The sequence below is a fragment of the Sorangium sp. So ce385 genome, assembly GCF_051474135.1.
Classification (GTDB): Bacteria; Myxococcota_A; Polyangia; order Polyangiales; family Polyangiaceae; genus Sorangium; species Sorangium cellulosum_D.
Map to the genome: position 1 here is coordinate 9,345,758 of NZ_CP150337.1, position 25,946 is coordinate 9,371,703.

17 protein-coding genes are annotated in these 25,946 nt (G+C 72.1%); 5 read left to right on the plus strand and 12 right to left on the minus strand.

Features of this window, described 5'->3' with window-relative positions; translation table 11 throughout:
* Nucleotides 1–31: 31 nt before the first annotated feature.
* The gene (locus WME83_RS33915; RefSeq protein WP_437313856.1) at nt 32–754 is read right to left on the minus strand and encodes a methyltransferase; all 723 of its coding nucleotides are present in this window, start codon (nt 752–754) and stop codon (nt 32–34) included.
* A 677-nt stretch (nt 755–1,431) separates the two neighbouring features.
* On the opposite strand from WME83_RS33915, the gene WME83_RS33920 reads away from it, so the two are divergent.
* Together WME83_RS33920 and WME83_RS33925 are read left to right on the plus strand one after the other, a co-directional pair.
* A complete protein-coding gene (locus WME83_RS33920; protein ID WP_437313857.1) occupies nt 1,432–2,880 on the plus strand; it encodes a glucose/sorbosone family PQQ-dependent dehydrogenase in 1,449 nt (482 codons plus the stop codon).
* 475 nt (nt 2,881–3,355) lie between these two features.
* Nucleotides 3,356–3,901, plus strand: coding sequence for a nuclear transport factor 2 family protein (locus tag WME83_RS33925; RefSeq protein ID WP_437313858.1), 546 nt, complete (start codon nt 3,356–3,358; stop codon nt 3,899–3,901).
* A gap of 214 nt (nt 3,902–4,115) precedes the next feature.
* Here the strand turns inward: WME83_RS33925 and WME83_RS33930 are convergent, their stop codons facing one another.
* Together WME83_RS33930 and WME83_RS33935 are read right to left on the minus strand one after the other, a co-directional pair.
* Nucleotides 4,116–5,423, minus strand: coding sequence for an endo-1,4-beta-xylanase (locus WME83_RS33930; protein ID WP_437313859.1), 1,308 nt, complete (start codon nt 5,421–5,423; stop codon nt 4,116–4,118).
* A 194-nt stretch (nt 5,424–5,617) separates the two neighbouring features.
* On the minus strand, nt 5,618–6,568 hold the full coding sequence (locus WME83_RS33935; RefSeq protein ID WP_437313860.1) for a LysR family transcriptional regulator: 951 nt from the start codon (nt 6,566–6,568) through the stop codon (nt 5,618–5,620).
* A 121-nt stretch (nt 6,569–6,689) separates the two neighbouring features.
* Between WME83_RS33935 and WME83_RS33940 the strand changes: the two genes are divergently transcribed.
* Entirely contained in the window at nt 6,690–7,763 is a 1,074-nt protein-coding gene (locus tag WME83_RS33940) for an aldo/keto reductase (RefSeq protein ID WP_437313861.1), read from the plus strand.
* A gap of 36 nt (nt 7,764–7,799) precedes the next feature.
* Here WME83_RS33940 and WME83_RS33945 read toward each other — a convergent pair whose 3' ends face one another.
* The gene (locus WME83_RS33945) at nt 7,800–8,702 is read right to left on the minus strand and encodes a hypothetical protein (protein WP_437313862.1); all 903 of its coding nucleotides are present in this window, start codon (nt 8,700–8,702) and stop codon (nt 7,800–7,802) included.
* Between the two features lie 244 nt (nt 8,703–8,946).
* Between WME83_RS33945 and WME83_RS33950 the strand changes: the two genes are divergently transcribed.
* Nucleotides 8,947–10,101, plus strand: a complete 1,155-nt coding sequence (locus tag WME83_RS33950; RefSeq protein ID WP_437313863.1) for an alkaline phosphatase PhoX — start codon at nt 8,947–8,949, stop codon at nt 10,099–10,101.
* Nucleotides 10,102–10,165: 64 nt separating this feature from the next.
* Here WME83_RS33950 and WME83_RS33955 read toward each other — a convergent pair whose 3' ends face one another.
* The 6 genes from WME83_RS33955 to WME83_RS33980 all read right to left on the minus strand — a co-directional run bounded on the left by WME83_RS33955 (nt 10,166) and on the right by WME83_RS33980 (nt 17,189).
* Entirely contained in the window at nt 10,166–11,347 is a 1,182-nt protein-coding gene (locus WME83_RS33955; protein WP_437313864.1) for an oxygenase MpaB family protein, read from the minus strand.
* Between the two features lie 414 nt (nt 11,348–11,761).
* Entirely contained in the window at nt 11,762–12,481 is a 720-nt protein-coding gene (locus WME83_RS33960; protein WP_437313865.1) for a hypothetical protein, read from the minus strand.
* Nucleotides 12,482–12,540: 59 nt separating this feature from the next.
* Nucleotides 12,541–14,100 carry a hypothetical protein gene (locus WME83_RS33965; RefSeq protein ID WP_437313866.1) on the minus strand — a complete coding sequence of 520 codons (1,560 nt, stop codon included), beginning with the start codon at nt 14,098–14,100 and terminating at the stop codon, nt 12,541–12,543.
* A 73-nt stretch (nt 14,101–14,173) separates the two neighbouring features.
* Complete coding sequence (locus tag WME83_RS33970; protein ID WP_437313867.1) at nt 14,174–15,202, minus strand: hypothetical protein; 1,029 nt, start codon at nt 15,200–15,202, stop codon at nt 14,174–14,176.
* 77 nt (nt 15,203–15,279) lie between these two features.
* On the minus strand, nt 15,280–16,566 hold the full coding sequence (locus tag WME83_RS33975; protein ID WP_437313868.1) for a FecR domain-containing protein: 1,287 nt from the start codon (nt 16,564–16,566) through the stop codon (nt 15,280–15,282).
* A complete protein-coding gene (locus WME83_RS33980; protein WP_437313869.1) occupies nt 16,557–17,189 on the minus strand; it encodes an RNA polymerase sigma factor in 633 nt (210 codons plus the stop codon). Before WME83_RS33980 ends, WME83_RS33975 begins: the two co-directional genes overlap by 10 nt.
* A 372-nt stretch (nt 17,190–17,561) precedes the next feature.
* Here WME83_RS33980 and WME83_RS33985 point away from each other — a divergent pair, with 372 nt between their 5' ends.
* Complete coding sequence (locus WME83_RS33985; protein WP_437313870.1) at nt 17,562–22,700, plus strand: AAA family ATPase; 5,139 nt, start codon at nt 17,562–17,564, stop codon at nt 22,698–22,700.
* A gap of 13 nt (nt 22,701–22,713) precedes the next feature.
* Here the strand turns inward: WME83_RS33985 and WME83_RS33990 are convergent, their stop codons facing one another.
* Both WME83_RS33990 and WME83_RS33995 read right to left on the minus strand, forming a co-directional pair.
* Nucleotides 22,714–23,400, minus strand: coding sequence for an STAS domain-containing protein (locus tag WME83_RS33990; protein ID WP_437313871.1), 687 nt, complete (start codon nt 23,398–23,400; stop codon nt 22,714–22,716).
* Nucleotides 23,401–23,709: 309 nt separating this feature from the next.
* Nucleotides 23,710–25,875, minus strand: a complete 2,166-nt coding sequence (locus tag WME83_RS33995) for a bifunctional serine/threonine-protein kinase/formylglycine-generating enzyme family protein (RefSeq protein ID WP_437313872.1) — start codon at nt 25,873–25,875, stop codon at nt 23,710–23,712.
* Nucleotides 25,876–25,946: the final 71 nt, after the last annotated feature.

The window sequence follows — 25,946 nt, forward strand, 5'->3', positions numbered from 1 at the left end:
CGGCGGAGCCGTGGCTCCGCGTCCCGCCACGTCACGCGCCGATCGTGGACGGCGCGTAGCGCGTCACCCAGACCTTGATGTGCAGCTCCCCGAAGATCAAACAAGGCTCCACGAAGCCTGCTCGGGAAAGGAGCGCGAAGACCTCCTCATCCGAGGCCGGGACCCTCAGCGACGCCATGGCCTTGCGCCGTTGCTCCGCCGCCTCGGGGGGCCACCCCCCCGCGGAGGCCCGACGCTCCTCGACGGCCATCAGCCGCGGATCGTCCCCGGTCCGGCAGCCGATCACGAAGGGCGCCCCCGGCTTCAGCCGCCCGGCGATCTCCCGGAGCAGCTCCAGGCGAGCCTCATCCCCCGGGAGGTGGTGCAGGACGCCGATCATCTGGGCGCCGTCGAACAAGGGCCCGCGCGCGAGCTCGCGCAGCTCGCAGGCGTGCAGGCTCGTCGGCTCGAGGAGGCCCTCCGCCGCGAGCTTCTCTCTCGCGACGGCGAGCATCTCCGGCGAGGGATCGACGCCCGTGAAACGGACGCCGGCCCCCACGTAGCGCGCGAACGGCTTCACCTCGCTCCCGGTCCCGATGCCGACCATCAGCAGCGACGCGGCCTCGTCGTCCGGGAGCGCTGCGGCGATCACCTCGGCGGCGACCTGGAGCAGGACGCCGTAACCCGGCCAGAAGCGGTTCACTTGGTCGTCGTAGCCCAACGCGCGCTCGCGCCCGAAGGCCACCGCGCTCTTTTCGTGTTCGTGCGTCCCCATCTCGCCTTCTCCTCGGCCGACGGTCGCTCGGACCGCCTGCAGCGAAGGAGTACCGCCCTTCGCGTGCTGCCGGCAGGGCGGGGTTTTCGATCCGATGGTCCGGGCTTCGTGGCGCGGCCTCCGCGGAGGCCGGGGACCCGGCGCCTGTCCAGTCCGGTGGAGCCGCCCGGCGCCCGCGATCGCTTCGGGCGCGTCCGCTCGAGCCGACAGCTGCGAGCGCGCCGGCGCGCAGCGGCGGCCTCGGCGGGGAGCTTCCGATCGTGGGACATCCGCTTCGCAGCGCAGCTGCTGCCGCCTACCTGGTTCACCTGAGCCTGCCAATCGCATGTTCACCGACCTGCCATTGCTACATGGTTCACCTGACCTGTCGTTGAATAATCGCCTGACTGGTCCTTGCGTCAGCGTCGCAGTCGCCACATGCGTACGCCGGGCCATTCACGTTGCATTGCAGATTCAACTTGACAATCGCCGCCCATAGTAAAGACCTCTGCCTGGCAGGGCACGACGCAACGGACGCCCTGCGATCCGCGGTTTCACGTCGGAAGCCCGCTCAACCCGTCCGCCGGGCCCTGGAACGGTGGGACGTGGTCAGCGCCGTCCTTTGAAACAAACAGCGAGGTAATCCAATGTCCGCATCTCTCTCACGTCGCTCAACGGTCTTTCTGGCTCAGGTTGGTTTGCTCTCCGCGGCTTCGTGGAGTCTCATCGGGTGTGGCTCCGAGGCCCCCCTGGACGGTCCGTTCGGAGCGCACGACCCTGGGGCTGCCGAGAACGAGCCCGTCGCCGAGGCGCGCGCGGGCCTGGACGCCGGCTTCACGTCGCGCGAGATCGTGCGCGGGCTGTCGTTTCCGATGCGGATCGTCTGGGGGCCGGACGGCTATCTGTGGTTGACCGAGCGCGTGGGGAAGCGGGTCGTGCGCGTCAGACCCTCGGACGGCCAGAAGACGACCGCGGTCACCATCACGGAAGCGTACCAGTCGGGAGGACAGGACGGGGTGCTGGGCCTCGCCCTGCACCCGGATCTGCTCCAGGGCACGGGCAACGACTATGTGTACGTCTCCTACACCTATGACGTCGATCCGAACTCATCGGTGAGCCGCAGGGCGAAGATCCGTCGCTACACGTACGACGCCACGACCAAGACCCTGGGCAGCCCCGTCGACATCATCACGGGCCTGCCCGGGAGCGACGATCACAACTCCGCGCGGCTCCTGTTCGGCCCCGATCAGAAGCTCTATTACACCGTCGGGGACCAGGGGAACAACCAGTTCAACAGGAAGTGCCTGCCGGTCGGCGCGCAGGACCTGCCCACGGCGACCGAGGTCGCGGCGCAGGACTGGTCGAAGTACGCCGGCAAGATCCTGCGCCTCAACCTCGACGGCTCGATCCCGGGCGACAACCCGCAGATCGCCGGCGTCCGCAGCCACGTCTACTCGTACGGCCACCGCAACCCGCAGGGCCTCACGTTGCTCGACGGCAAGCTCTACGCGGCCGAGCATGGGCCCAAGAGCGACGACGAGCTCAACCTCATCCAGCCCGGCAAGAACTACGGCTGGCCGCACGTCGCCGGCTACAAGGACAGCCAGGCTTATACGTACGACAACTGGTCCGCGTCGAGCCCGACGCCGTGCTCGTCGCTCGCGTGGAACGACTACACGCCCCCTTCCTCGGTCCCCCGGCAGCAGGAGAGCGCCTGGAGCCACCCCGATTTCACGCCGCCGCTCGCCACCTTCTACACCGTACCGAACGGCTACAACTTCAAGGATCCGGCGTGCGGGGGCAACGATTACATCTGCTGGCCGACGATCGCGCCCTCCTCGCTCCACACCTATGCCGCCGGGCTCGGCATCCCCGGGTGGGAGGGCTCGCTCCTGATGACCACCCTCAAGAAGGGCGCGGTGTACCGGGTGAAGATGAGCTCCACCGGAGCCCCCGTCGCGGGCGAGCCGGTCGTCCACTTCCAGACCACCAACCGCTACCGCGATCTCGCGCTGAGCCCGGATGGCCTGACGGTCTACGTGATCACGGACAGCCAGGGGAGCACCAGCGGGCCGACCGGCGGGGCCACATCGGCGCTGAGCAACCCGGGAGCGATCCTGGAGTTCAAGTACACGGGCACCAACTGAGCCGACGCCGGAGGAGCGGGGCCTGCACCCCGCCGGCGCAGCGCCGCGCCGGCCTGGTGCGGCGCGAGCCGGGCGCCCCTTCGCTCGCCCGAAGCCCGGCCGACGAGTGTCACGCCATAATCCTGCGATCCGTGACATGTCACGGCGCGATCCGTGACATGTCACGGTGAAATGGGCCGCATTTCGCGGCGAGCGGCGCGCCGTCCGGCGCATGGAGAGCGACGGATCGAGAAATCGAGCCGTTTCTGCGCTTGGCACGTCGGGTGCTTTGCCCCCCGGAGCGAGGCCGAGCAGCGGCGTCGACCTTCCCAACGCACCTGGTTGCGCCCTTCTGCCGCTGGCAGAGGGGAGAGGACGATCGCCGCTGCCACGAGCTTCGCGCTGCGTGAGGACGCATCGTCTGCTCGCCGCAATCAAGGCGGCATCCATGACACATGCCGCGCCCTCGTGGTGAATCCAGCGAAGGAGAATGGACATGAAGAACGGTTTGATGAGCAAAGTCATTCATGTGGCCGCAGCGTCGGCGGCCATGCTGGCGCTCGGTGGCACGATGAATAGCGCCGAGGCCGTGCCCACCTGCCTCACCGTCCCGGAGCACACCCAGATCGCGAGCCTGGTCAACCAGTTCTACCAGGCGTCCACCACCGGTGATCTCGATTTCATCGAAGGTATCATCTCGACCAGCCCGAACGCGCTGTTCCTCGGCACGGCGCCCGGGGAGGTCTATGCCGGCCACGACGCCATCGTTCAATGGTGGCAGGACATGTTCATCTTCCTCGATGGCCTGGGATACCCGAACGACGGGGGCCTCCCGATCGAGGCCACCGGAGGGCTCCTCCAGCTGCAGCAGGAGGGCAACGTCGCCTGGGTGGCGGACGACCCGACGTTCGCTTTCCTGGGCGGCGACGTCCCGACCCGGCTGAGCCTCGTGTTCCGCAAGGAGAGCGGGCAGTGGAAGATCGTCCAGGGGCACTGGTCGGTCGGCCTGCCCAACGAGGAGCTCCCCCTGGAGGCGCCGTGATCCTGGAAGGGCGGCGCGCGCGTCGCTGACGTCGCCCCCTGTCCCGCTGGCGAGGCGCGCGCTTCGCGCTCGCGCTCATCGCTCGACACGCTCGGCGCACGTGCAACGCGCGCCCCCACGCATGCGCGTGGGGGCGCCCATCATCGCGACCACCGCCGCGCGTGCGGGGTCGGGCGCCGCGCGGCCGAGCGCGCCGCGCGGCGCGAGGGAGTCGCTAACGGCCGAGCAGGGCCTCCAGCACCCTGTTGTAGGTCTCCTTCTTCTGGTACTGATCATTGAAGAGCAGCGACTGCGAGCTCTGCCCGTTGCACAGGGCCCCGCTCCAGCTGTTGAGCCACGACCTGCCGTCGTTGATCCCCCAGAACGTGATGGCGACGCACTTGGGCAGCGAGAAGCAGGCCTCGACGATGTCGTGGTAGTACGTGAGCTGCTCCTCGGCGGTCACCACACCACCGCAACGGTTGATGTCCATCTCGGAGATCAGCACCTCCAGGCCCAGATCGGAGAAGCGCTTCAGGTTCGCCGCCACGTCCGGCCCGCCGGCCTCGTTGTTCGGCGGTCCGATGTGCATCTGGAACCCGACGCCGTCGATCGGGACGCCCCGATCGACCATCCCCTTGATCATCTCGTAGACGTAATCGGCCTTATCGTTGAGCGCGTCGATGCTGTAGTCGTTGTAATAGAGCTTGGCTTCCGGGTCCTGCTCCCTCGCGACCTGGAAAGCGAAATCGATGAACTCCGCCCCCATCGCGTTGAAGAACACCGAGGGCCTCATGCGGGGATTGCCGACGCCCGTGTCGCTGTCGGTGATGACCGCCTCGTTGACCACGTCCCAGTGCTTGATCTTGCTCTTGAAGTGGCCCATGACGTTCTCGATGTGCCTGCGGATGGCTTGCTCCACCGCGGCCGACCCAGACAGGGAGTTCGCCCACCCCGGCAGCTGGTTGTGCCACACCAGGGTGTGGCCCTTGACCTTCATTCCATTGCTCGTCGCCCAGTTGACGATGTTGTCCGCGGCGCCGTAGTTGAAGCTCCCCGGCTGGGGCTCCAGCGCGTCCCACTTCATCTCGTTCTCCGCCGTCACGTAGTCGTGCTCGGCAGCGGCGACGCGCTTGTAGTTCCCGTCGTTGAGCCCGGAGCCGGAGATGGCCGCGCCGATGAGGATGGGGGGGTTCGCCTTCGAGCCGGCCTCCCGGAGCGAGCTGGCGCTCGCGGCAGGGATCCGGGCGTCAGCGCCGCCGCTGCCGCCCGAGCCGCCGGCGCCGCCCATGCCGCCCGAGCCGGCCATGTCGCCGCCCGCGCCGCCGGAGCCGCTCGTCGGGCCCGCGGTCGTGGACGTCGTGCCGCCGGGGCCGCTCGTCGTGCCGCCGGTCGTGGCGGTCGTGCCGCCGGATCCGCTCGTCGTGCCGCCGGGGCCGCTCGTCGGGCCCGCGCCGCCGTTCTCCCCTCCCCCGTCGCCGTCCGAACAGCCGAGAGCACAAAGGAACGCCGAGAGTAGAAGGGTAAGGGGTGCTGACCTCATGCTCGCATCCTCCGAAGGAAAAATCTCGTCCTTATTCCCGCGAAGCGGCGCCGTGATCATCGCCGGGTCACACCGCGCACGGGCGGCCCCCGATGGGGGTGCCGAAGCGACAGTAGAGCGGACGCTCCCCCCCAAGTCCACAGCCTCAACGATGTGGGCACGAGGACATCGGAGTCCGGAAGAAAATTCCGAGCTCATTCAAGGTTCTTCGCGCCAGCGGCCGGACGGGCGCGTCGCGCTTTCTTCTCCGGCGGGACCGCGCGGCGCAGGAAGTCGACGAACGCCCGCAGCGCGGGGGGCGTCTGCCGGCGGCTCGGGTAGTAGAGGTAAAAGCCCGGGAACGACGGCGACCAGGGCTCCAGGACGCGCGTCAGCCTCCCGGCCTCGACGAGCGGCCTCGCTTGCTCGTCGAACACGTACGCGATGCCGACGCCGTCGACCGCGGCGCGCAGCGCGAGGTCGACGTCGTTGACGATGAGCGGGCCCTCGACGGCGACCTCGAGGGACTGCTTCCCCTTCTCGAACTCCCACCGGTACAGGCTGCCGTCGGTCGGCCAGCGCGTGTTGATGCAGCGGTGCCGGTGCAGATCGCGCGGGGTCGCGGGGACGCCGTGGCGCGCCAGATAGCCCGGCGACGCCACCGCCATCATCGAGAAATCGCCGCTCAGCCTCACGGCCACCATGTCCCGCTCGAGGCGCTCGCCCAGGCGGACCCCGGCGTCGAAGCGGCGCGCGACGATGTCGGCGATCGCGTCCTCGACCACCACGTCGACCACGATCTCCGGGTGCTCCTCGTGGAACGGGCCGAGCAGCGGGGCGAGGCACCAGACCGCCGCGACCCGCGCCGTGTTGATCCGGAGCACGCCCGACGGCCGGTCCCGGAGCGCCCTTACGTCGGCGACCGCCGCCTCCAGCTCGGTCAGCGCCGGCGAGAGCCGCGAGAGCAGCCGCGCCCCCGCCTCGCTCGGCGCGACGCTGCGCGTGGTGCGGTTCAGGAGGCGCACGCCGAGCCGCTCCTCCAGCCCCCGGATGGTCTGGCTCAGGGCCGACGGCGAGACCCGCAGGTGCGCCGCCGCGCGGGCGAAGCTCCCGTGCTCCACGATGGCCGCGAACGCTGTCAGATCGGCGAACTCCCTGCCGCGCATTATGTACCCCTGGCTAAACAGGCTCCTTCGATCATGTCGGATTCTTCGCAGGGCGCCAAGGCCTTAACGTCCGGATCCAGGCAGGGCGCCTGACGCGCCCGCCGCACCTGTGGAGCCAACCATGACCAACGCACTCTCTCTCGACACCTACCGGCTGCTGGGGCGCTCGGGCCTGCGCGTCTCCCCGCTGGCGCTCGGCGCGATGACGTTCGGCGACGACTGGGGGTGGGGCAGCGACCGCGACGAGTCGCGGCGCATCTTCGACGCCTACGTCGATCGCGGCGGGAACTTCATCGACACGGCCAACAAGTACACGAACGGCACGTCCGAACGGCTGGTCGGCGAGTTCGCCGGCGACCGGCGAGAGCGCCTGGTGCTGGCCACCAAGTACACGCTGAGCATGCGGCCGGGAGACCCCAACTCGAGCGGCAACCACCGCAAGAACATGGTGCGCTCGGTCGAGGCGAGCCTCGGGCGGCTCGCGACCGATTACATCGACATCCTGTACCTGCACGCGTGGGACGGGACGACGCCCGTGGACGAGGTCCTGCGCGCGATGGACGACCTCGTCCGGTCGGGGAAGGTGGTCTATGTCGCCATCTCCGACGCGCCGGCCTGGCAGGTCTCCCGCATGCAGGCCATCGCGGATCTGCGCGGGTGGGCGCCGCTCATCGCGCTGCAGATCGAGTACAGCCTGATCCAGCGCACCGTCGAGCGGGAGCTCATCCCGATGGCGCAGGAGATGGGCCTCGGGGTCGTCCCGTGGGCGCCGCTCGGCAGCGGCGTGCTCTCCGGGAAGTACTCGAAGGCCGATCTGCCCGCGGGCGAGGCCGCCGCGGATCCGGTCGGCACGCGAAAGAACATCGCTGTCGCCAACGGCGCGCTGACCGAGCGGGGCCTCGCCATCGCCGAGGTGGTGAGATCGGTCGCGGCCGAGAGCGGCAAGACGCCGTCGCAGATCGCGATCGCCTGGACGCTGCTGAATCCGGCGGTGACCGCGCCGATCCTGGGCGCGCGGACCCTGAAGCAGCTCGAGGACAACCTGGGCGCCCTCGACGTGCGGCTGACGGACGACCAGCGCGCCCGGCTCGACCGGGCCAGCGCGGTCGAGCTCGGCTTCCCGCACGATTTCCTGGCGCGGCCGCTGACCCGGAGCGTCGTGTCCGGCGACGTGAAGATCGCCGCGCGGCGCTGACGGGGCGCGCCCGCCGCGGGCTCGGCGCGCGCGGTCTTACAGCGGCCGATCCTTCGCGACCGCCTCGAGCCAGTCCGCGCACGCGCCGTCCTCGGCGGGCGGCTGCGCGCCCTTCAGGAGGTACCACGCCTCCCGGTGCAGCGCGCGGGCGCCGGGCTCCACGCGCTGGAGCGGGCCGAGCGACTCCACCTCGAGCATGTCCTGGTTCGTGAAGGTCTCGAAGTTGACCCCCATGTCCGGGTACGTGGCGCCCTCGACGAACGGGAACCGCTTCAGGAACACGTTCCCGTGGTTCGCGTACGCCGCGTAGCCCTGGCTCACGAGCATACCCACCTTCTGCGGGCCCTGGCCGGCGACCTGCCGCAGGCGGAGCACGCGCTTGCCCCAGGTCCACCGGGGATCGGTCATGTCACTGTACGGCCACAGCACGAGCGGCCGCGCCGGCAAGACGCGCTCGGGGTGCGGGAAGAACGGCGCCTGCGGGAACAGGCACTCTCCGCCGCCCGCCATCACGGTCAGCGCCCAGGGCGTGAACTCGACCGCATAGGCGCCGTGGTTCTCGATCGCGTGATCGAGGACGAACCTGCCCGCCGCGGCGTCCGCCGTGATGCGGATCTCCTTCTGCATCCCGTGCTTGTCCGCGGCGGACCGGAACACGTGCGCGCCGTTCTCCTCGCGGTGCTCGACCGGGTCGTTGTCCGGCTGCAGCGTCCGCTGCTCGTCTTCCGGGCCGATCCAGAGCCGGTGGCCGCCGTAGAACCTGTACTTGGTCCCGCCCGTCGCGCCCTGATCCTCGGGGATCTCGGACAGCTCGTTCGGGCCGCCGACGACGCCATAGCGGATGATCCGCGGGCCGATGTCGAGCGTGACGACGACCTCCGTGTCGCCGCAGACGATGCGCGCGGCGCGCTTCCAACCGCCGTAGGGGATGATCTCCATGATCGCGCTCGTACCGCAGAACGGGAGCGCGGTTCAACCCCGACCGCCGGGCGCGCGCGCGGAGCGGGGCCCGCCGGACGGCGGCGACGGCCTCGCACGGCGGCGGGCCGCGACCTGGCTCGGCTCGGCGCGCTCGCAGCGGGCAGACGCGGCGCAGGCGGCCCGCCGCTCCGTCCGTGGCGCGTCATCGAACTTCCGGCGAGGCGTGACGCGAGGCGAACACGCGCCGCGGACAATCGCGCGCATGAAACGTCGCGATCTGCTGCGCACCTCGGCCGCCACGGCGGCCTTCGCCCTCGGCTCGGGGTTCTGGCGACACGCCTTTGCCGCGCCCGCCCACCCGGGGACGAGCCCCTACGGTCCCGTCGCTTCCACCCCGGATGACAGCGGGCTTCGACTGCCGGCTGGCTTCACCTCGCGCATCCTCGCGATGACCGGGCTGCCGGTCGTCGGGACCTCGCACACCTGGCACGTGGCCCCGGACGGCGGAGCCTGCTTCCCGCTCGACGACGGGGGCTGGGTCTACACGTCGAACAGCGAGGTGCCCCTGATCGGCGGCGCCGCCATGGTGCGGTTCGACGCCGCCGGGCGCGTCACCGGAGCGAAGACGATCCTGAGCGGGACCACCTCGAACTGCGCGGGCGGCCCGACGCCGTGGGGGACGTGGCTGTCGTGCGAGGAGTGGGACGGGGGCAACGTGTTCGAGTGCTACCTCGACGGCCGCGCGGCGCAGCGGCGCCACGACCTCGGGACGTTCGCCCACGAGGCGGTCGCCGTGGATCCCTCGGGACGCCGCCTGTACCTGACCGAGGATCGCCCGAACGGCAGGTTTTACCGCTTCACCCCAGACGCCTATCCGTCCTTGTCCAGCGGGCGCCTCGAGGCGGCGCGCGTCCAGTGGAGCACGGACGGCCTGAGCGGGACGGTCAGCTGGGTCCGGGTCGAGAAATGGATCTCGGCGGCGTTGAACCCCCTCACGTCCGGGCGGACCACGGCGTTCAACGGCGGCGAGGGCTGCTGGTACGACGATGGGATCGTCTACTTCACGACGAAGGGCGACAACCGGGTCTGGGCCTACTCGCCGGCGAGCGCCAGCCTGGAGTGCATCTACACGGCGGAGCTCTACCCGGAGTCGCCGCTGCGCGGCGTCGACAACCTCGTCGTCTCGCGCTCCGGCGACATCTTCGTGGCCGAGGACGGGGACGACATGCAGCTGTGTCTCATCACGCCGGATCGCGTGGTCGCGCCGTTCCTGCAGATCGAGGGGCACGCGGGCTCCGAGATCACCGGCCCGGCGTTCAGCCCCGCCGGCGACCGGCTCTACTTCAGCTCGCAGCGCGGGCTCGGCGGGGCCGGGCTCGGGATCACCTTCGAGGTGCGCGGCCCGTTCCGCGGCTGAGCGCCGCCGCCGGCCGCGCGGGGGCGCTCGGCCTCTGCGCTGCCGCGGGCGCGCGCGCACGCGCTCACGGCTGGCCGTCGGCGAAGCGCTCCGGAGGGGCGAAGTCGGCCGGACGGCCGCCGAGGCCGACCGCGATGGTGCGCTGCCAGTAGCGGCCGCCGAGGTCGAGCGCGAGGTCCTGCAGCGACGGCAGCGCGTGCGCGCGGCTCGAGGCGGCGGCGACGGCGCGGAGCAGCGGCACGGCGAGGAGCGAGCTCTGCCGGCGAATGCCGAGCTGCTCGGCGAGCGCCTCGCCGAGGACCGCGCGGGAGACGCAGCAGAAGACGGCCATGGCCTGCTCGGCGCGCCGGCGCTCGCCGTCGGTCCGCGCGCTGCGGATGCCGTGGGTGACCAGCGCGTCGACGAGCATGCGCGAGTCGTCGTCCGGCGCGCCCTGCGTGGCGAAGATCATCTCGATCAGGCGCCTCGCCTCGGCGTAGGACCCGGGGATGAGCTCCGGCTCGACGCCGATGACGTAGGCCGCGTAGCGCCAGAGGTGGACGAGATCCTCCCGCTGGCCGGGCGGGACGTGGTAGCCGAGCTTGTCGAGGCCGTCGAGCACCTCGACCGAGAAGAGCAGCGCCGTTGCGGCCATGTCGTGCTGGTTGATCGGCTCGCCCCAGAGCGCCGTCTGCCACCGGCCGCTCGCGCGGATGAGGCGCCGCACCTGGGCGTGCATGATGCGCACCTTCACGGTGATCGCGAAGCCCTCGCCGTAGCGGCGCATGCCGTTCGCCTGGCTGACGGCGTAGACGAAGCGGCTCGTCTCGCCGAGGCGGCGCCCGGCCTGCTCGCGGAGCCTCCCCGAGAAGACGAGCGGCTTGTTCCCGCCGGGCGAGGCGTAGCCGCGGATGAGCGACTGCATCGCGAGCAGGACGGCGCCGAGCACGCCCGTGCGCAGGAACGCGGCCCCGCCGCGGTTCACGGCGTCCCAGTCCACCCAGACCGGGACGTGATCGACCTCCGCGAAGAGCGCCCGCAGCTCGGGCGGGGCTTCGGTCGCGACGTGGTCGATGCCGCGCGCGAGGGCGGCCTCGAGGAGGCGGAAGCCCTGGCCCGAGGGCATCGACGCGAACGCCTCCACGACGGCGTCGGCCGCGGGATCGACGCGGAGCAGGAAGGGGGCGAGGCGATCGAGCTGATCGCCGAAGCGACGGCGGGCGTCCGCGGTCTCGTGGAACCGGGCAGGGATCGTCGCGTTCTTCATCGGGTGTGGGGTCGAGTTCTTTGGCACATGGCCGATATCGCGCAACGCGGAGACCGCCCGCCCGGTGGGCACCACGCGTGCAGGAGCCGCCACGCCCCGAGGCCGATCGACAGCGCCGACGCGGCGAGGCGGAGCTTCTCGGCGGGCGCGATCTCGCCGGCCGACGACGGACGCGCCGCAGGGGCGCGCGTCATGGCCCAGGACAGGAGCGCGGTCATGCCGGCCATGGCGAGCGAGCTGCCGGCCGTGAACCCGAGGAGGAACAGGGCGCGGACCGCCTCCGAGCGCGCGAACACCGCAGAGAGGACGAGGAGGAGCGCGGCCGCGCCGGTCAGCCCGTGAACCAGCCCGACTGGCTCTCGCGCTCCGGCGGCGCGACCGCTTCGGCGCTCTATTCGGCGCTCTCGGCGACGCTCAGCACTCGCACTCGTCCCCGCCTACATCGGACCCGGCGGAGAACGTGATGTCGTACGGGTAGGCCGCCTCGGGAGGACCATAAATGCGGAGGAGAAGATCGTTCGCCGAGTCCAGCCCGCCGCCGTCGAGCCACACCCGTCCGTGATCGCTCTGCCCAGATCCGATGAGATCCATCGTGTCCGCGCTGTAGACCTCCACGATCACCGTGTTCTCCGGGCCGGGCGGCGGAGTGTACTGCTCGCACGCTGCGCCGCACAGCTCCGCCCCGGCGGCCAGGACGCGGAGGCTCCAGTTGACCTCTTCGAGCCCGATCGTGGTATCGAGCAGGTACCAGTCCTCGTCGCCCGAACAGAGGACGAAATCGATCTTCGAGAACCACGTGTCTCCCTCTCGGTAGGCGAGCGGCGCCGCGGAGGCGGGCGCGTCGTTCTCCTCGTAGGCGTCGTTCACGCAGGCGGGCGATCCGCCGCTCCCGGTCTCCGAGTCGCGTCCACCGGCGCCGCTGCCGTTGCCGACGCTGCTGCCGCTGGCACTGCCGACGCTGCTGCCGCTGGCACTGCCGACGCTGCTGCTGCTGCTGCCGCCGCCGCCGCCGGCGCCGCCAGCGCCGGGACCCACGTCCTCTTCCGACCGCGGCAGGCAAGACGTCGCTCCGAGCCACGAGAGGCCGAGCGCCACGAAGCTTATCAGACGAATCGAGCTATGGATGAGCGACATAGAAAGAGCTCCACTGAGTACGAGTTCGTTGCTCCCGTCACACCACCGACCTCGCGGCCTCAGGGCCCGAATTTCACGAGGAAGGAATCCAAGGCCGACTCCGACGGCGGGTTCACGAGCGGCCCCGTGCCGAAGTCGATCGTGCCCAGGAACGGCCCGGCGGCGAACACGCTGCCGGTCCCGTCGATGGCGGCGGATTGGCCGTACTGGCGCCCCCTGTCGCCGGTGTGCTTGGCCCAGCGCACCGCGCCCGTCGCGTCGAGCTTCGCGGCGAAGGCATCGCCATAGGTGCAGTCCATGAGGCCCGTGCCCAGATCGACATCGCCGTACAGCAAGCCCGTGATGGCGATGTCGCCTCCCACGTTCGCCGCGACGTCCAGCGCCGTCTGGGGCCCGTGCTCCCCGAAGCGCTTGGCCCACAGGAGCTCGCCCGCGGGGCCGAACTTGGTCACGAACATGTTGCCGCCCCACGTGACCGAGCCGGGCTCGAGAAAATCGAACCCGCCCGCGCTCACCAGAGCGCCTCCGCCGAAATCCACGCTCCCGAGGAACGTCCCGCCGATCACCACGGCTCCGGAGCCGTCGATCGCGACGCCGTACGCCCTCTGGAGCGCCTCGTCGCCGAACCGCTTGCTCCAGAGGTGCGCTCCGGCAGCGTCGAGCTTCGCCACGAAGACGTCCTCGCCGCCGGCGGAGGTCAGCGGCCCGCCGCCGAGGTCGATCGTCTTGACGTCGCCGTACCCGAAGCTCCCGGCGAGGACGACGTTGCCCGTCGCATCGAGCGCGACGTCGTGCATCTCCGTGGCGCCGAGCTGCTTGACCCAGAGGCAATGCCCCGCGGGATCGAATCTCGCGACGTACGAGTCGTCCACGGCGGCGCTGGTCAGCGAGCGCCCGCAGAGGCTGATCTGGCCCGTGAAGCTCACGGCCACGACCACGCTCCCGGCTGCGTCGACGGCGATGCGGTCCCACAATACATAAGATCCTGCGCCGTTTCGAGCCGACCAGACGTGCTCTCCGTCTGCCGTGAAGACGGCCACGAAGGCGTCGAGCGATTCCCCCTGCCCCACGAGCGGACCGCCTCCGAGATCGATGCTGCTTTGGCCAGTGCGTCCCGTCATGGAGATGAGCCCCGCCGGATTGACGGCGACATCCTGCACGTAGCCCGCGTCGAAGAGTCGCTTGTGCCAGAGGAGCTGTCCTTCCCCGTCGAATTTCGCGAGGCTGACGTCCGAGCGGCCCTCGGTCGAGAGCGGGCCGTCGCCGAGGTCGACGCCATCGGCGACCTCGGTCGCGAGGATGACGTGGCCCGCCCCGTCCACGGCGATGCGGCCCCCGGAGACGCTGGCCTGGCGTACCGTCGAGCCGAAGTGCAGGCTCCAGAGGGAATCGCCGGCGCCGGGCGCATCGACGCCGCCGGCGCCGCTGCCGGCACTGCTGCCGCTGCCAGCGGCGCTGCCGCTGCCGCTGCCGCCGCTGCCGCCGCTGCTGCCGGCTCCGCCTTCTCCAGCTGCATCGCCGCCGGCGTTATCGCCGCGAATCGGATCGAGCGGAATCGTGTCGCATGCCGCCGTGAGCACGCTGAGCGCGATGGATCCAGGTACGATGAGCTGTTTCAAGGAGCACTCTCCGATCTCGGTTGAGGACTTGCGCGACCTGCTCCTAGGAATGGCCGCCTGCCGCGCCGGCGGCTCACCGCTCGACGACGACGCCGAGCGAGAACGACGCGAGCGGGCCGAAGGTCGATGTCACCCGTCCCACGAAGCGGATATCGACAGGAGGGATCGCCGCGCCGCCGAGCGCGCCCGCCGTGAGAGCCAGGGAGTCGATGAGCCGGAGTCGCGCCTCGCCTCGCCCGTAGACGAGGGCGGTGATCGTGGACTCGTCGCTGTCGAGGTAGGGCGGCCTCGCCTCGCCCGACGCGCTCACGTGCGCGAGGCCCACGCCAGGGGAGAGGACGAGCCCAAAACGGCCCGTCCTCGCGACGGGCGCGAGGACGAGCTCGGCGCCGAGGAGCGTGGCGCGAAAGCCGACCTCGCCTTCCGGCGCGTCGACCGTCGGGCCGACGAGCGGCAGGTCGGCGAGGAGCCCGACGCCGACCCGGGCCGAAGGCCAGATCCGGAGCGAGGCATCGAGCGCCAGCGACACCCCCGGCGCCTGCCACCCCACGGCCATCGCGACGCCCACATCGACGAGCGCGGACCTCGGCGCCGCGGGCACCGGGAACGCGGGCGCCGGAGGCGCCCACGCGCCGAGCGGCGGGCTCCGCCACGCCTCGCCCGGTCCCACGGCCACGGCCGGAGGCGCGACGGGCGCGGGCGGGAGCGGCGCCGGCGCGACGGCCGCCGGCGTGGCGTCGGTGGGGGCGCTGGCCGGCGACCGGAGCGCCCGCACCAGCTCCGCCGCGCGGAGCACCCGGGTGTCGAGCGGGCCGTCGGGCGCCACGCTCGCGACGAGGTCCGCCCGCCCGCCCGACGCCGACCAGATCTCGATGGCCCCCTCATCCCCCTCGGGGACGACGATGAGCAGCCCGCCGGGCGCGACCGCCGTCGGGCTCGCCTCGACCCGCACCGGCAAGCCCGCCGCTTCGAGCTCCTGCGAGAGCCGGTGCGCCAGCGCGCCGCGCGCACCGGCGACGACGGTGATCGGCGAGCGATCGTCGGCGAAACACGGCGCCGCGAGCGCCAGGGACGCCACGAGCGCGACGAGCGCGCCGCCCATCGAGCGCGCCGCGGCGCGCGCTCCGGACAGGCTCCGCCGGCGCCGGCCCGACCCCCGTGACGTGCGCGGGCGCAGCGTCAATCGGCCCCACCGGCGATCGTCGCCGCGAGGCCGGCGTGGGCGCCGTTCGGGTAGGCCGCGAGGTAGCGCGCGGCGAGCTCGCGGGCGCGCGCGTGGAGCTTCAGGTTCCTCGCGCACTCCAGGGAGCGGCCGAGCGCCTCCGGCGCGAGCGCGCCGCGCGGCCTCTCCGCGAGGTACACGGCGAACCAGCGCTCGGCCTCCGCCCAGGCGCCGCGCCCGTCGAACGCCATGCGGCCGAGGTGGTACGCCGCCACGGCTGCGGCGTCGCTCCCGGCAAACCGATGGCGCGCCGTCTCGTAGAACCGGGCCGCGACGTCCGGCTTGCGCGCGAGCCGCGCCGCGGATCCGAGCTCGACGAGCTCCGCGCCGGCGGCGCGCTCGAGCACCGTGTCGACGCCGAGGAGCTCCACGTCCGCGAACGCCTCGGCGAGCCTGCCCGCGGCGAGGTGCGCGCGCCAGCCGCCGGACGGGGCCGCGGCCGAGGGCGCCTCCGCGCGGGCCGGCGGCGAAGGAGGCGCGGCCGGCGCGGGCGCGGCGGCGCTCGCCTGCGGGGGGAGGTCCGGCGGGCCGTCGGGCGGGCTCGCCTTCGGATCGGGCGCCGGAGGCGGCGCGTGCGGGGCGGCGGCGCGCGGGGCCGCGCACGTCAGCCGGATCGACTCGGGCGCGGCGACGGCGCGCCCCGGCGGCTCGACGCAGGGGCCCAGGACGCGCACGCGGCCGGCGCTCATCGAGACCGCGAGCTCCTCGGCCTCCGTGTCCCACGTGACGTCGAACTCGGTGCCGATCACGTGCACCTCGAACGGCCCTCCCGCCACCACCCACCGGGTGTCGTCGCGATGCACGACGCGCACGTGCAGCGATCCGCGCTCCAGGAGGACCCCGGCGCCCAGCGGACCGACCTCGGTCACACGGGCGCGCGTCCCCGGCGCGAGGTCCACGCGCGACCCGTCCGAGAAATCGAGCCCGACGCGCGACGCGTCCGCGGCCACCCACCGGCCCACGGCGCCCGGCGACCCGTCGACCCGGTAGGTCAACGGGTCGCGCGGCCGGGACAGCGCGAAGAAGAAGAGGGCGGAAGCGGCGACGCACGCTGCGGCGAGCGCGAAGCCGAGCCGCCGCGGGGAGGGAGCCGCCCTCGCGCGCAGCGAGAGCGCGGCCTCTTTGCGGTAGATCGCCTGGAGCCGATCCGCCGCACGGGGCCGCGCCAGCCGCTCGAGCGCGGCGTCCTGGTGCGCGGCGACCCGGCGCCCCAGGGCCGCGATGTCCTTCGTCCTCACGTCCATCGGTCGCCCTCCGCGAGCCAGGAGGCAAGCACGTCATCCTTCTTGCAGCGCTCGACGAACGCCGTCTCCGCGCGCTGGAGCCGGCGCTTGACGGTCGCCACCGACACGTTGCACGCGGCGGCCACCTCGGCGAGCTCCTGGCCCTCGACGATCCGCAGCGTGAAGGCCAGCCGCTCGTCGGGATCGAGCGTCTCCAGGGCTCGGTAGAAGGCGCGCACCCCCTGCCGGGCCTCTGGATCGACGCTGGCCGCGATCTCCGGCAGCTCGTCGCTCGCGAAGAACGCGAGCCATCGGTGCCGCCGCTTCTTGCGGATCGCCTCGCGCGCGACGAACACGGTGACGCTGGTGATGAACGGCCTCAGCGACTCGGGCTCACGCACGTCGTCGATGCGGGAGAACACCCGGGCGAACACGTCCTGCACGAGATCCTCCAGGGTCCGGACATCGCCCAGGATGCGAAACAGCATCCGCTCGACGAGGCCCGCGTAAGCATCGAGCAGGCGTCGCTCCGCCGCGGGATTCCGGGCGTGCAGGCCGCGCAGGACCTCCGACGAGGTGGGCTGCGCGTCGACAGGGGGATCCGGCGAGCGGGGCTTTCGGACGACGCGGAGGTGCGCGGACATCGCGGTAACCTCTAGATGGCCGGTCCCCATCGCGACGGCTCAGCTCCGGCGTCGCGCCGTCGATTCGACCGCCGCCGGGTCCGCCTGGAGCGCTCCGCGACACCGAGCGCCCCCTCGGAACGGTGCTCCCGGCCCGGCGACGGCCGCGCGAGCGCCGACGATGGCTGTCTCGGCGAACGCAATGCAGCGCGGGACACCACGGCGAGGCGCGAGGCCGCGCGGTGCACCGTTCCTGTAACGCTGGACTTCTATACCTTGGTCGGTATTCTCCCGGCCTCACGAGCTTCTGTCCGAAGGAGCTACGAGCGGTGCTCGGGCGGGGGAGCGCGCTTCTTCGGATGGCTGGCACGGGATGGAGGGGACCTTGCTGCCATGATCGATCTGTCGGGTCATACGCTGTTTGAAGCGGTGTACGAGGGCTCCGAGACTGTACTGTACCGCGGCCGCCGGGACGAGGACGGCGCGCCGGTCGCTGTCAAGGTCCCTCGGTCCGAGTTCCCGACAGCGAGGGATCTCGCGCGGCTGCGGCGCGAGTTCGCCATCCTGCGGGACGCGGGCGAGGTGCCCGGGGTCGTCAGGGTCCATGCGATCGAGAAATGCGGCAGGGGCCTCGCGCTCGTCATGGAGGATCTCGGCCCCTCCTCGCTGCACGCCTTGCTGAGGGCGCGCAGGCTCGACGTGGACACCGCGCTCCGTATCGCCATCGCGCTCGCGGGCACCCTCGACGCGCTCCACGGACTCCGGATCATTCACAAGGACATCAAGCCGCACAACATCCTGATCGACGAGGAGACGCACAGCCCGCGGCTCGTCGACTTCGGCATCGCGGCGCGCCTCTCGAGGGAGACACCGGAGACGGCCCTCCCCGACGCCCTCGAAGGCACCTTGTCGTACATCGCCCCCGAGCAGACGGGTCGCATGAACCGGAGCGTGGATCTGCGCGCCGATCTCTACTCGTTCGGCGTCACGCTCTACGAGATGCTGACAGGGGCCCTCCCGTTCCAGGAGCTCGATCCGACCGCGCTCATTCACAGCCACATGGCGCGCACCCCGACGCCGCCGCACGAGCGCGCGCCGGGGGTGCCCCGCGCGCTGTCGGAGGTGGTCATGAAGCTCCTGGCCAAGACGCCGGAGGACCGCTACCAGAGCGCCCGCGGGGTCAAATCGGATCTCGAGGAGTGCCTCCGGCGGTGGGAGGCGGCGGGCCGGGCCGATCCATTTCCGCTGGGTCACCGCGACCGGCCCCTGGATCTGCGGGTCCCGCAGCGGCTCTATGGCCGCGAGCGCGAGGTGAGCGCGCTCCTGTCCGCGTTTCAGCGGGCTCGCCGGGGCGCGCCCGGGCTCGTGCTCGTCTCGGGCTACTCCGGCGTCGGCAAGACCGCGCTGGTGAACGAGATCCACAAGCCCATCGCCCGCCATGGCGGGTATTTCGCGAAAGGGAAGTTCGATCAGATCAACCGGGATGTCCCGCTCGCCTCGGTGGCGCAGGCGCTCCGTGAGCTCATCCGGCAGGTCCTGACGGAGCCGGCGGCGGCCGTCGAGGAATGGAAGCGCAAGCTGCTCGCGGCGGTCGGCGCGAACGGACGGCTCCTCGTGGAGCTGATCCCGGAGCTCGAGCTGCTCCTCGGGCCTCAGCCGGACGTGCCGACGCTCGGGCCGACGGAGTCCAGGAACCGCTTCGATCTCCTGGTGCAGCGCTTCGCGCGGGTCTTCGCTGCGCCGGCGCACCCGCTGACCCTCTTCCTCGACGATCTGCAGTGGGCCGATCCTGCGTCGCTCAGGATCCTCGAGCGCCTGCTCACGGACGTGGAGGGCAACGGCCTCCTGATCATCGGCGCGTATCGGGACAACGAGGTGGACGCCGCCCACCCGCTGCTCGCGACGCTGGGCGAGCTCCGCGAGGCGGGCGTGTCCATCGCCGAGCTCGCGCTCGAGCCCCTCGACGCGCCGACCGTCGCGCAGATCGTCGCCGACGCGCTGAGCGCGCGACCGGAGGCCGTCGCGCCGCTCGCGGCGCTGGTCTTCGAGAAGACCGAGGGCAACCCGTTCTTCCTGAGCCAGCTCCTCGGCGCGCTCCACGAGGCGGGGGCGCTGTGGTTCGACGCGTCCTCGGAGGCCTGGGCGTGGGACGTCGCGCGCGTCCGCGCGGCGGTCGCGGCCGACAACGTGATCGACCTGATGCTCGACAAGCTGCACCGGCTCCCGCCGGCGACGCAGCGCGCCCTGGAGCGCGCCGCGTGCCTGGGGCACGGGTTCGATCTCACCACGCTGGCGACCATCCTCCAGAAGCCGCCCTTCATGGCGGCCGCCGACCTGTGGGACGCGCTGCGCGGCGGCCTGATCGTGCCGCTCGACAGCGATTATCGCTGGTTCGACGAGAGCGCCTGCGGCGAGCCGCCGGGGGTCCCCTGCGAGCTCAACGTGTCGTATCGGTTCCTGCACGACCGGGTGCATCAGGCGGCCTACGCGCTCGTCGACCCGGCGCAGAAGGAGGCGCTCCACCTGCAGATCGGGCGGCTGCTGTGGGCGCGCGCCGGCGAGGCGCCGCACGACGACCACCTGCTCGACATCGTCCGCCACCTCAACCTGGGCGCGCGGCATCTGGCGAACGAGGCAGAGCGGGCGGCCGTGGCCCGGCTCAACCTGCGGGCAGGCCGCGCGGCCAAGACCAGGACAGCCTATCGCGCGGCCGCCGGCTACTTCGGCGCGGGGCTCGAGCTCCTCGGCGACGCGGGGTGGGAGCGCCACGAGGAGCTCTCGTTCGCGCTCGGCCGCGAGGACGCGGAGTGCGTGTACCTGAGCGGCGCGCCCGAGCGGGCCGAGGCGCTCTTCACGTCGCTCCTGCCCCGAGCGAGGTCGAACGTCGAGCGGGCGCAGATCTACAGCCTCCGCGTGTTGCTCTACGCGACGCTGGGGCGCTTCGCCGACGCGGTGCGCCTGGGCCGCGAGGGCCTCGGCCTGCTCGGCTTCGCGCTGCCGAGCACCGAGGCGGAGCTACAGGCATGCTTCCAGGCCGAGCTCGCCGAGGTCGACGCGAACCTGGCGGGCCGGCGCATGGAAGACCTGATCGACGCGCCGATGATGGACGACCCGGAGCAGAAGGCGCTGCTCCAGCTCCTGTGCGACATGGTCGTACCGGTCTTCTGCGCGACGCCGGAGATGTACCCGCTGTTCGTCCTCAAGCAGGTGAGCCTCTCGCTGAGGTACGGGAACTCGGACGTGTCCGCCTTCGCGTACAACGCCTACGGGTTCCTGCTCGCGGCCGTGCAGGGGCGGCCCGCGGACGGCCGTGCGTTCGGCCTGGTCGGCCTCGCCTTGAGCGACAAGCTCCGAAACCCCAGCCTGGCCGCCAAGGTGCACAACGTCTTCGCCTCGTACTCCTATGTGTTCGAGCCGGTGCGCGCCGGGGTCCCTTATCTGGTGAAGGCGCGACAAGAAGCGCTGGAGTCAGGCGACTTCGCCTATCTCAGCGCCGCATGGAGCACCGCGGTCTGCGTCCAGTTCGCCGCGGGCTATCCGCTCGAGGAGCTGCGCGAGGAGGTGGAGCGGGGCCTCGTCGTGGCACGGCGAATCCGGGACACGGTCTGCACGGCCGTGCTCACGCTCGTGAAGCAGGCGATCGCGTGCCTGCAAGGACGGACGCGGGGCCGCGACAGCCTGAGCGACGACGAGCTCGACGAAGACGAGCTCCTGGCGAGCCTCATCGATAGGGAGGATGGCGCGGCCCTCTTCGTGCACGCGATGCTCAAGCTGCAGCTCCGCTATCTCTCCGGAGACTGCGAGGCGGCCGCGGCGATCGCGGACGACGCCGAGGCCAAGAGCGCGGGCATGTTCGGCCTGTACTGCCCGGTACGTCTGCAATTCTATACGTGCCTGGCGTTGCTCGCGTTGCCCGCCGCGGCCTCGCCCGACGAGGCGGAGCGCCGCGCGCGGGCCATCGCCCGTCACAAGGAGCGGATCGCGAGCCGCGCCGCGAGCGCTCCCATGAACTTCCAGCACGCGCTGCTGCTCATCCAGGCCGAGGAGGCGCGCATCTCCGGAGCGCAGCTCGAGGCCATGGGCCTTTACGACCGGGCGATCGGCCTGGCCCGGGAGAACGAGTTTCCTCATGACGAGGCGCTCGCGAACGAGCTGTGCGCGAAGCTGCACCTCCGCGAGGGCAGGGCGAAGGTGGCGCGCGCGTACATGGTCGACGCGTACCTCGGCTATCGCCACTGGGGAGCGACGGCCAAGGCGGACGCCCTCGCGCGCGAGCACGCCGCGCTGCTGCCTTCGTCGAAGGACGGCGCGCAGATCTCGTCGATCCCGTCGGCGGTGTCGGGCGCGGCGCACGCGGGGACCCTCCTGGGCCGGACGACGGTCGGCGACCTGCGGGACGCTGCGCTCATCGTGCGCGCCGTGCAGGGCATCGCCGGCGAGACGGAGCTCGCGCGGGTGATCGAGCGCCTGGTGATGCTCGTGCTCGGGAACGCCGGCGCGCAGCGGGGGGCGCTGCTCCTGGAGCGGGACGGGCGGCTCTTCGTCGAGGCGACCTTCGGGGTCGAGCCGCAGGCGCTCGCGCTCGGGCCGAGCGAGCCGCTCGACACGCGCGCCGACCTGCCGCACAGCGTGGCGCTGCTCGTCGCGCGCACCCGCGAGCCTCTGGTCCTCGACGACGCCGGCGCCGATGCCCGGTTCTCCGACGACCCCTGCATCGCCGCGCGGCGCACGAGGTCCGTCCTCTGCCTGCCGCTGCTCCACCAGGGCCGCCTGAGCGGCATCCTCTACCTGGAGAACAACGCGGTCAGCAAGGCCTTCAACGAGAGCCGCGTGGAGCTGCTCGTCCTCCTCTCGTCCCAGGCGGCGATCTCCATCGAGAACGCGGTGCTCCTCTCGAGCATGCGGTCGGTGAAGGAGCAGGTCCAGCACGCCAACCGGCGGCTCGAGGCCGAGGTCGCGCAGCGCACCGAGGAGCTCCAGCGCTCCAACGCGCAGCTCAGCGCGAGCAACGAGCGGCTCACGATCGAGCTCACGCAGCGCGAGCAGGCGGAGCGGGAGCGGGCCGCGCTGCAGCGGCAGGTGTTCGAGGCGCAGCGGGCGATGCTGGCGGAGCTCTCCACGCCGCTCATCCCGATCACCGACCGGATCATGGTGATGCCGCTCATCGGCACCATGGACGCCGCGCGGGCCGCCCAGGTGCTGGAGGTCGCGCTCGACGGCGCGCAGCGCCACCAGGCGAGCGTCGTGATCCTGGACATCACCGGGATGAAGCACATCGACAGCCAGATCGCCGGGACCCTCGTGAGCACCGCGAACGCGCTGCGCCTGCTCGGCACGGAGGCCGTGCTCACCGGCATACGCGCCGAGGTGGCGCAGGCGATGGTGAGCCTCGACATCGAGATGAACGCGATCGTCACCATGGGCACGCTCCAGAGCGGCATCGCCTATGCGCTCCGCCGCTCCGGGCAGTCGGCCGTGGGCGCCGCCCCGCTGTCCCCGAGGCCAACGCGCGCGCGCCCGCTGGCGAGGTGACCGCGCGCCGACGCTAGGGCTGCGTGCGGGGTGCCGAGTGCTCCCCGTGCGCTGCCAGGGCGGCGGCGCCCGCCCTGCGCTGCGCCAGGCAGAACCTGAGGCCCTCCCGCAGGCTGCGCATCGGGTTCAGCTCGTCGAACGACACGCCGATCGTCACGAGCGTCTCGGCGACGTGGCCGCCCAGCCCGGTGAGGACGCAGCGAGCGCCGAGGAGCTGCACCGCCTGGGCGAGCTTGACGAGGTGCTGGGCGGTCATCGAGTCGATGACCGTGACGCCGGTGAGGTCGAGGATCACCCACTCGACGTCGCTGTCGTCCGCCACGCGGGCGAGCAGCCGCTCGGTCACCTCGACGGCCCGCACCGAGTCGATGAGCCCGACGAGCGGGAGCGTGAGGATGCCGTGCCAGATATCGATGATCGGCACCGAGAGCTCCCGGATGGCGCACTCCTGGCGCTGGATGGTCTCCAGCTGGCTCTCGAGCTCGCGCTTGGAGGCCGCGAGCGCGGCGAGCGCCTGCGCGTTCTGCTCCGCGGTCGCGGAGAGCTCGGAGAGGAAGACCCGCAGCGCCTCCTCGACCACCCCGAAGGCATCCTGTTCGACGGCCCCGAGCTGCTTCAGGGCGAGCTCGACCTCTCCCGTCGACGCGAGCGCGACCGCATCGATGACGCGCTGCATCCGGCGCTCCTCGAAAGAGATCATGTTCTCGGATTCTTGCATGGGCTCCTGTGCGCTCAGCAGAGGTTGACCGGGGGGCCTCGGTGCGATGTCGCTGCGTCGAGGCGCGGCGCGGGCGTCGCCGGCGGCCTGCGCGCGGACGAGCTCGTAACGACGTCAGCGCGCGCTGGACCACACGACCACACCTGTCCAGATATCCTATCTCGCCGTTCGAGGTGTGAATCTACCTTCGACCAAGGTCAAACAGATAGCCCATCTTCATCTCGGCTGGAAGGAACCTGCTCACCCGGACGGCAGCGTCGTGGCAGCTCGCGCATCCCCGGCAGCCCGCCGTCAATCGACCGTGCGGGCGCAGCGGAACCCGGTCGAGACGTCGCCCGCCTCGCGATCGAACGCCAAGCGGAACGTCGACTTCGCCGTGCTCGCCGAGAAGTCCCACGATCCGCCGCGGAGCACGCCTTTGCTGCCGGTCGCCGGCACCTGGGGATCCGTCTGGGCGCCCTTCGCGTAGGCGCCTGGGTCCCAGCCGTCGGCCACCCATTCCCAGACGTTGCCCGCCATGTCGAGCGCGCCCGACGCGCTCGCCCCGGCGGTGGCCGAGCCGACCTCCTGGGTGCCTTTGCCGCGCGCGCCGCAGACCTGCCCGGGAGATCGCGACACGACCGCGTGCGCGCACCCCGGCGGCTCGTTGCCCCACGGGTACTCGCGCCCGTCGGCGCCGCGCGCGGCGTATTCCCACTCGGCCTCGGTCGGGAGCCGCTTGCCGACGAAGGCGCAGTACGCGGCCGCCTGCGCCTGATCGACGCAGGAGATCGGGTGCTGCGCCTTCGCGGGATCCGCCGCGGTGCAGAGCGCGCCGCGCTGCTCCACGTCCGCGTCGCTGGCGCGGGGGCCGTGCAGGCCGCTCGGCGTGCACCGGCCCGCGTCGACGCAGCGCTGGTAGGCGGCGACCGTGACCTCGGTGCGATCGAGGTCGAACGCGCGGGTCAGGGTGACCTCGTGGGGCGGCCGCTCGGATTTGCCGCCCTTGGCGCTGCCCATCGTGAACCGGCCCGCGGGCACCCGGACCATGTCCGGCGGGGGCGGCGCCTTGGACGGCGGCGCGGTCAGGCCGCCGCGCGCGCGCGCCGGCAGCGCGTCGTCGTGGGCGCGGTGCTGGAAGAACGCGACGGCGCCCGCGCCGAGGACGGCGGCCAGCGCGACCGCCGAGGCAACCGCGGGCAGCAGGCCGCGCCGCCGAGCGGACCTGGCGGCCGCGGGCGCGGGCGCGGCCGGAAGCGAGCCCGGAGGCAGCGCTCCCGGCGGCGGCGCGCTCGCGGTGATGCCGCGCATCGTGGTGAGGGGCGCGGCCGGTGGCGCGGGTTCGGGGGCGAGCGGCGAGGCGAGAACGGACGGCGCGCCCGCAAGGCCGCGGGGCGCCTCCAGCGCGGATGCCGCGCCGGCCGGACCCAGCGCGGCGGCGTCGGCGCTCGCGGTCGCCGTATCCGCCAGGCCCGGCGCCGCAGCCGCCGGCGCCGCGCCGGCCAGCGAGCTGCCCGCCGCAGGTGCGACCGCGCCGACGGACGCGGCCGCCCCGGCCATGGCGGCCTCGAGCGCTCCCCAGAGCTCGCCCGCCGTCCGGTAGCGCTCGCGCGGCTCGACCGCGAGCGCGCGGCGCACCACCGCCTCGACGGCCTCGGGCGCGCTCACGCCCGCGCCGCGCAGGCTCGGGCGGAACGCCGGATCGGTCGCGGCGATGTAGAGCTGCGTGACGTCGCTCCCGAGGAGGGCGCGGTCGCCCGACGCCACCTCGATGAGCACCAGGGCGAGCGCGAAGACATCGGTCCACGGCCCGGTCGCGCCGAAGCGCTGGTGGAACTGCTCCGGCGCGCCGTAGTGGACGGTGAAGGCCCGGAGGGCGCTGCCCGTCTCGGCCATCGCCTGCGTCATGCTCGAGAGCTCGCCGAGCACCTTGGCGATGCCGAAGTCGAGGACCTTCAGCGTGCGCCGGCCGCCGATGTCCGTGAGGAACAGGTTCGCGGGCTTGATGTCGCGGTGGGCGACGCCCTGCGCGTGCGCGATCTCGAGCGCGTGCGCCGCGGGCGCGAGCAGGGCGATCGCCTCGGCGAGGGGGCGCCCCGCCCCGCCGCGGGCGCGCCGCGCGGCGATGTCGTGGTCGAGCGGGGCGCCGTCGAGCCACTCGAGCACGAGGTAGGGCGTCCACTCGCCCGACGGCGCGACCGCGGCGCCCGTGTCGAGGGCCTGCACGATGCCGGCGCTCGCGCGGGAGAGGCGGTGGAGGAGCCGGCCCTCGTTGAGGAGCATCCGCTGGAACGCCTCGCGCTCGGCCGGCGCCAGCGATCCGAGCAGCTTCAGGCACTTGACCGCGACCGGCTCGTCGAACCCGAGGTGATGGCCGCGGTAGACGACCCCGAACCCGCCCTCGCCGACCACGGCGTCGAGCCGGTATTTGCCGCCGATCGTCGCGCCCACCCAGCCGAAGGGATCCGAAGGTGCCATCTCGCGGCGCGAGTCTACACCGGGCGCTGCGGCCGCGCGGAGATCGTGCCGTCATCGCGCGGTGATCGCGC

Excerpts from the sequence above, each read along its gene's own strand:
- WME83_RS33915 (WP_437313856.1), bottom strand. The coding sequence starts at position 754 with ATGGGGACGCACGAACACGAAAAGAGCGCGGTGGCCTTCGGGCGCGAG.
- WME83_RS33925 (WP_437313858.1), top strand. The coding sequence starts at position 3,356 with ATGAAGAACGGTTTGATGAGCAAAGTCATTCATGTGGCCGCAGCGTCG.
- WME83_RS33930 (WP_437313859.1), bottom strand. The coding sequence starts at position 5,423 with ATGAGGTCAGCACCCCTTACCCTTCTACTCTCGGCGTTCCTTTGTGCT.
- WME83_RS33935 (WP_437313860.1), bottom strand. The coding sequence starts at position 6,568 with ATGCGCGGCAGGGAGTTCGCCGATCTGACAGCGTTCGCGGCCATCGTG.
- WME83_RS33940 (WP_437313861.1), top strand. The coding sequence starts at position 6,690 with ATGACCAACGCACTCTCTCTCGACACCTACCGGCTGCTGGGGCGCTCG.
- WME83_RS33945 (WP_437313862.1), bottom strand. The coding sequence starts at position 8,702 with ATGGAGATCATCCCCTACGGCGGTTGGAAGCGCGCCGCGCGCATCGTC.
- WME83_RS33950 (WP_437313863.1), top strand. The coding sequence starts at position 8,947 with ATGAAACGTCGCGATCTGCTGCGCACCTCGGCCGCCACGGCGGCCTTC.
- WME83_RS33955 (WP_437313864.1), bottom strand. The coding sequence starts at position 11,347 with ATGAAGAACGCGACGATCCCTGCCCGGTTCCACGAGACCGCGGACGCC.
- WME83_RS33960 (WP_437313865.1), bottom strand. The coding sequence starts at position 12,481 with ATGTCGCTCATCCATAGCTCGATTCGTCTGATAAGCTTCGTGGCGCTC.
- WME83_RS33970 (WP_437313867.1), bottom strand. The coding sequence starts at position 15,202 with ATGGGCGGCGCGCTCGTCGCGCTCGTGGCGTCCCTGGCGCTCGCGGCG.
- WME83_RS33975 (WP_437313868.1), bottom strand. The coding sequence starts at position 16,566 with ATGGACGTGAGGACGAAGGACATCGCGGCCCTGGGGCGCCGGGTCGCC.
- WME83_RS33980 (WP_437313869.1), bottom strand. The coding sequence starts at position 17,189 with ATGTCCGCGCACCTCCGCGTCGTCCGAAAGCCCCGCTCGCCGGATCCC.
- WME83_RS33985 (WP_437313870.1), top strand. The coding sequence starts at position 17,562 with ATGATCGATCTGTCGGGTCATACGCTGTTTGAAGCGGTGTACGAGGGC.
- WME83_RS33990 (WP_437313871.1), bottom strand. The coding sequence starts at position 23,400 with ATGATCTCTTTCGAGGAGCGCCGGATGCAGCGCGTCATCGATGCGGTC.
- WME83_RS33995 (WP_437313872.1), bottom strand. The coding sequence starts at position 25,875 with ATGGCACCTTCGGATCCCTTCGGCTGGGTGGGCGCGACGATCGGCGGC.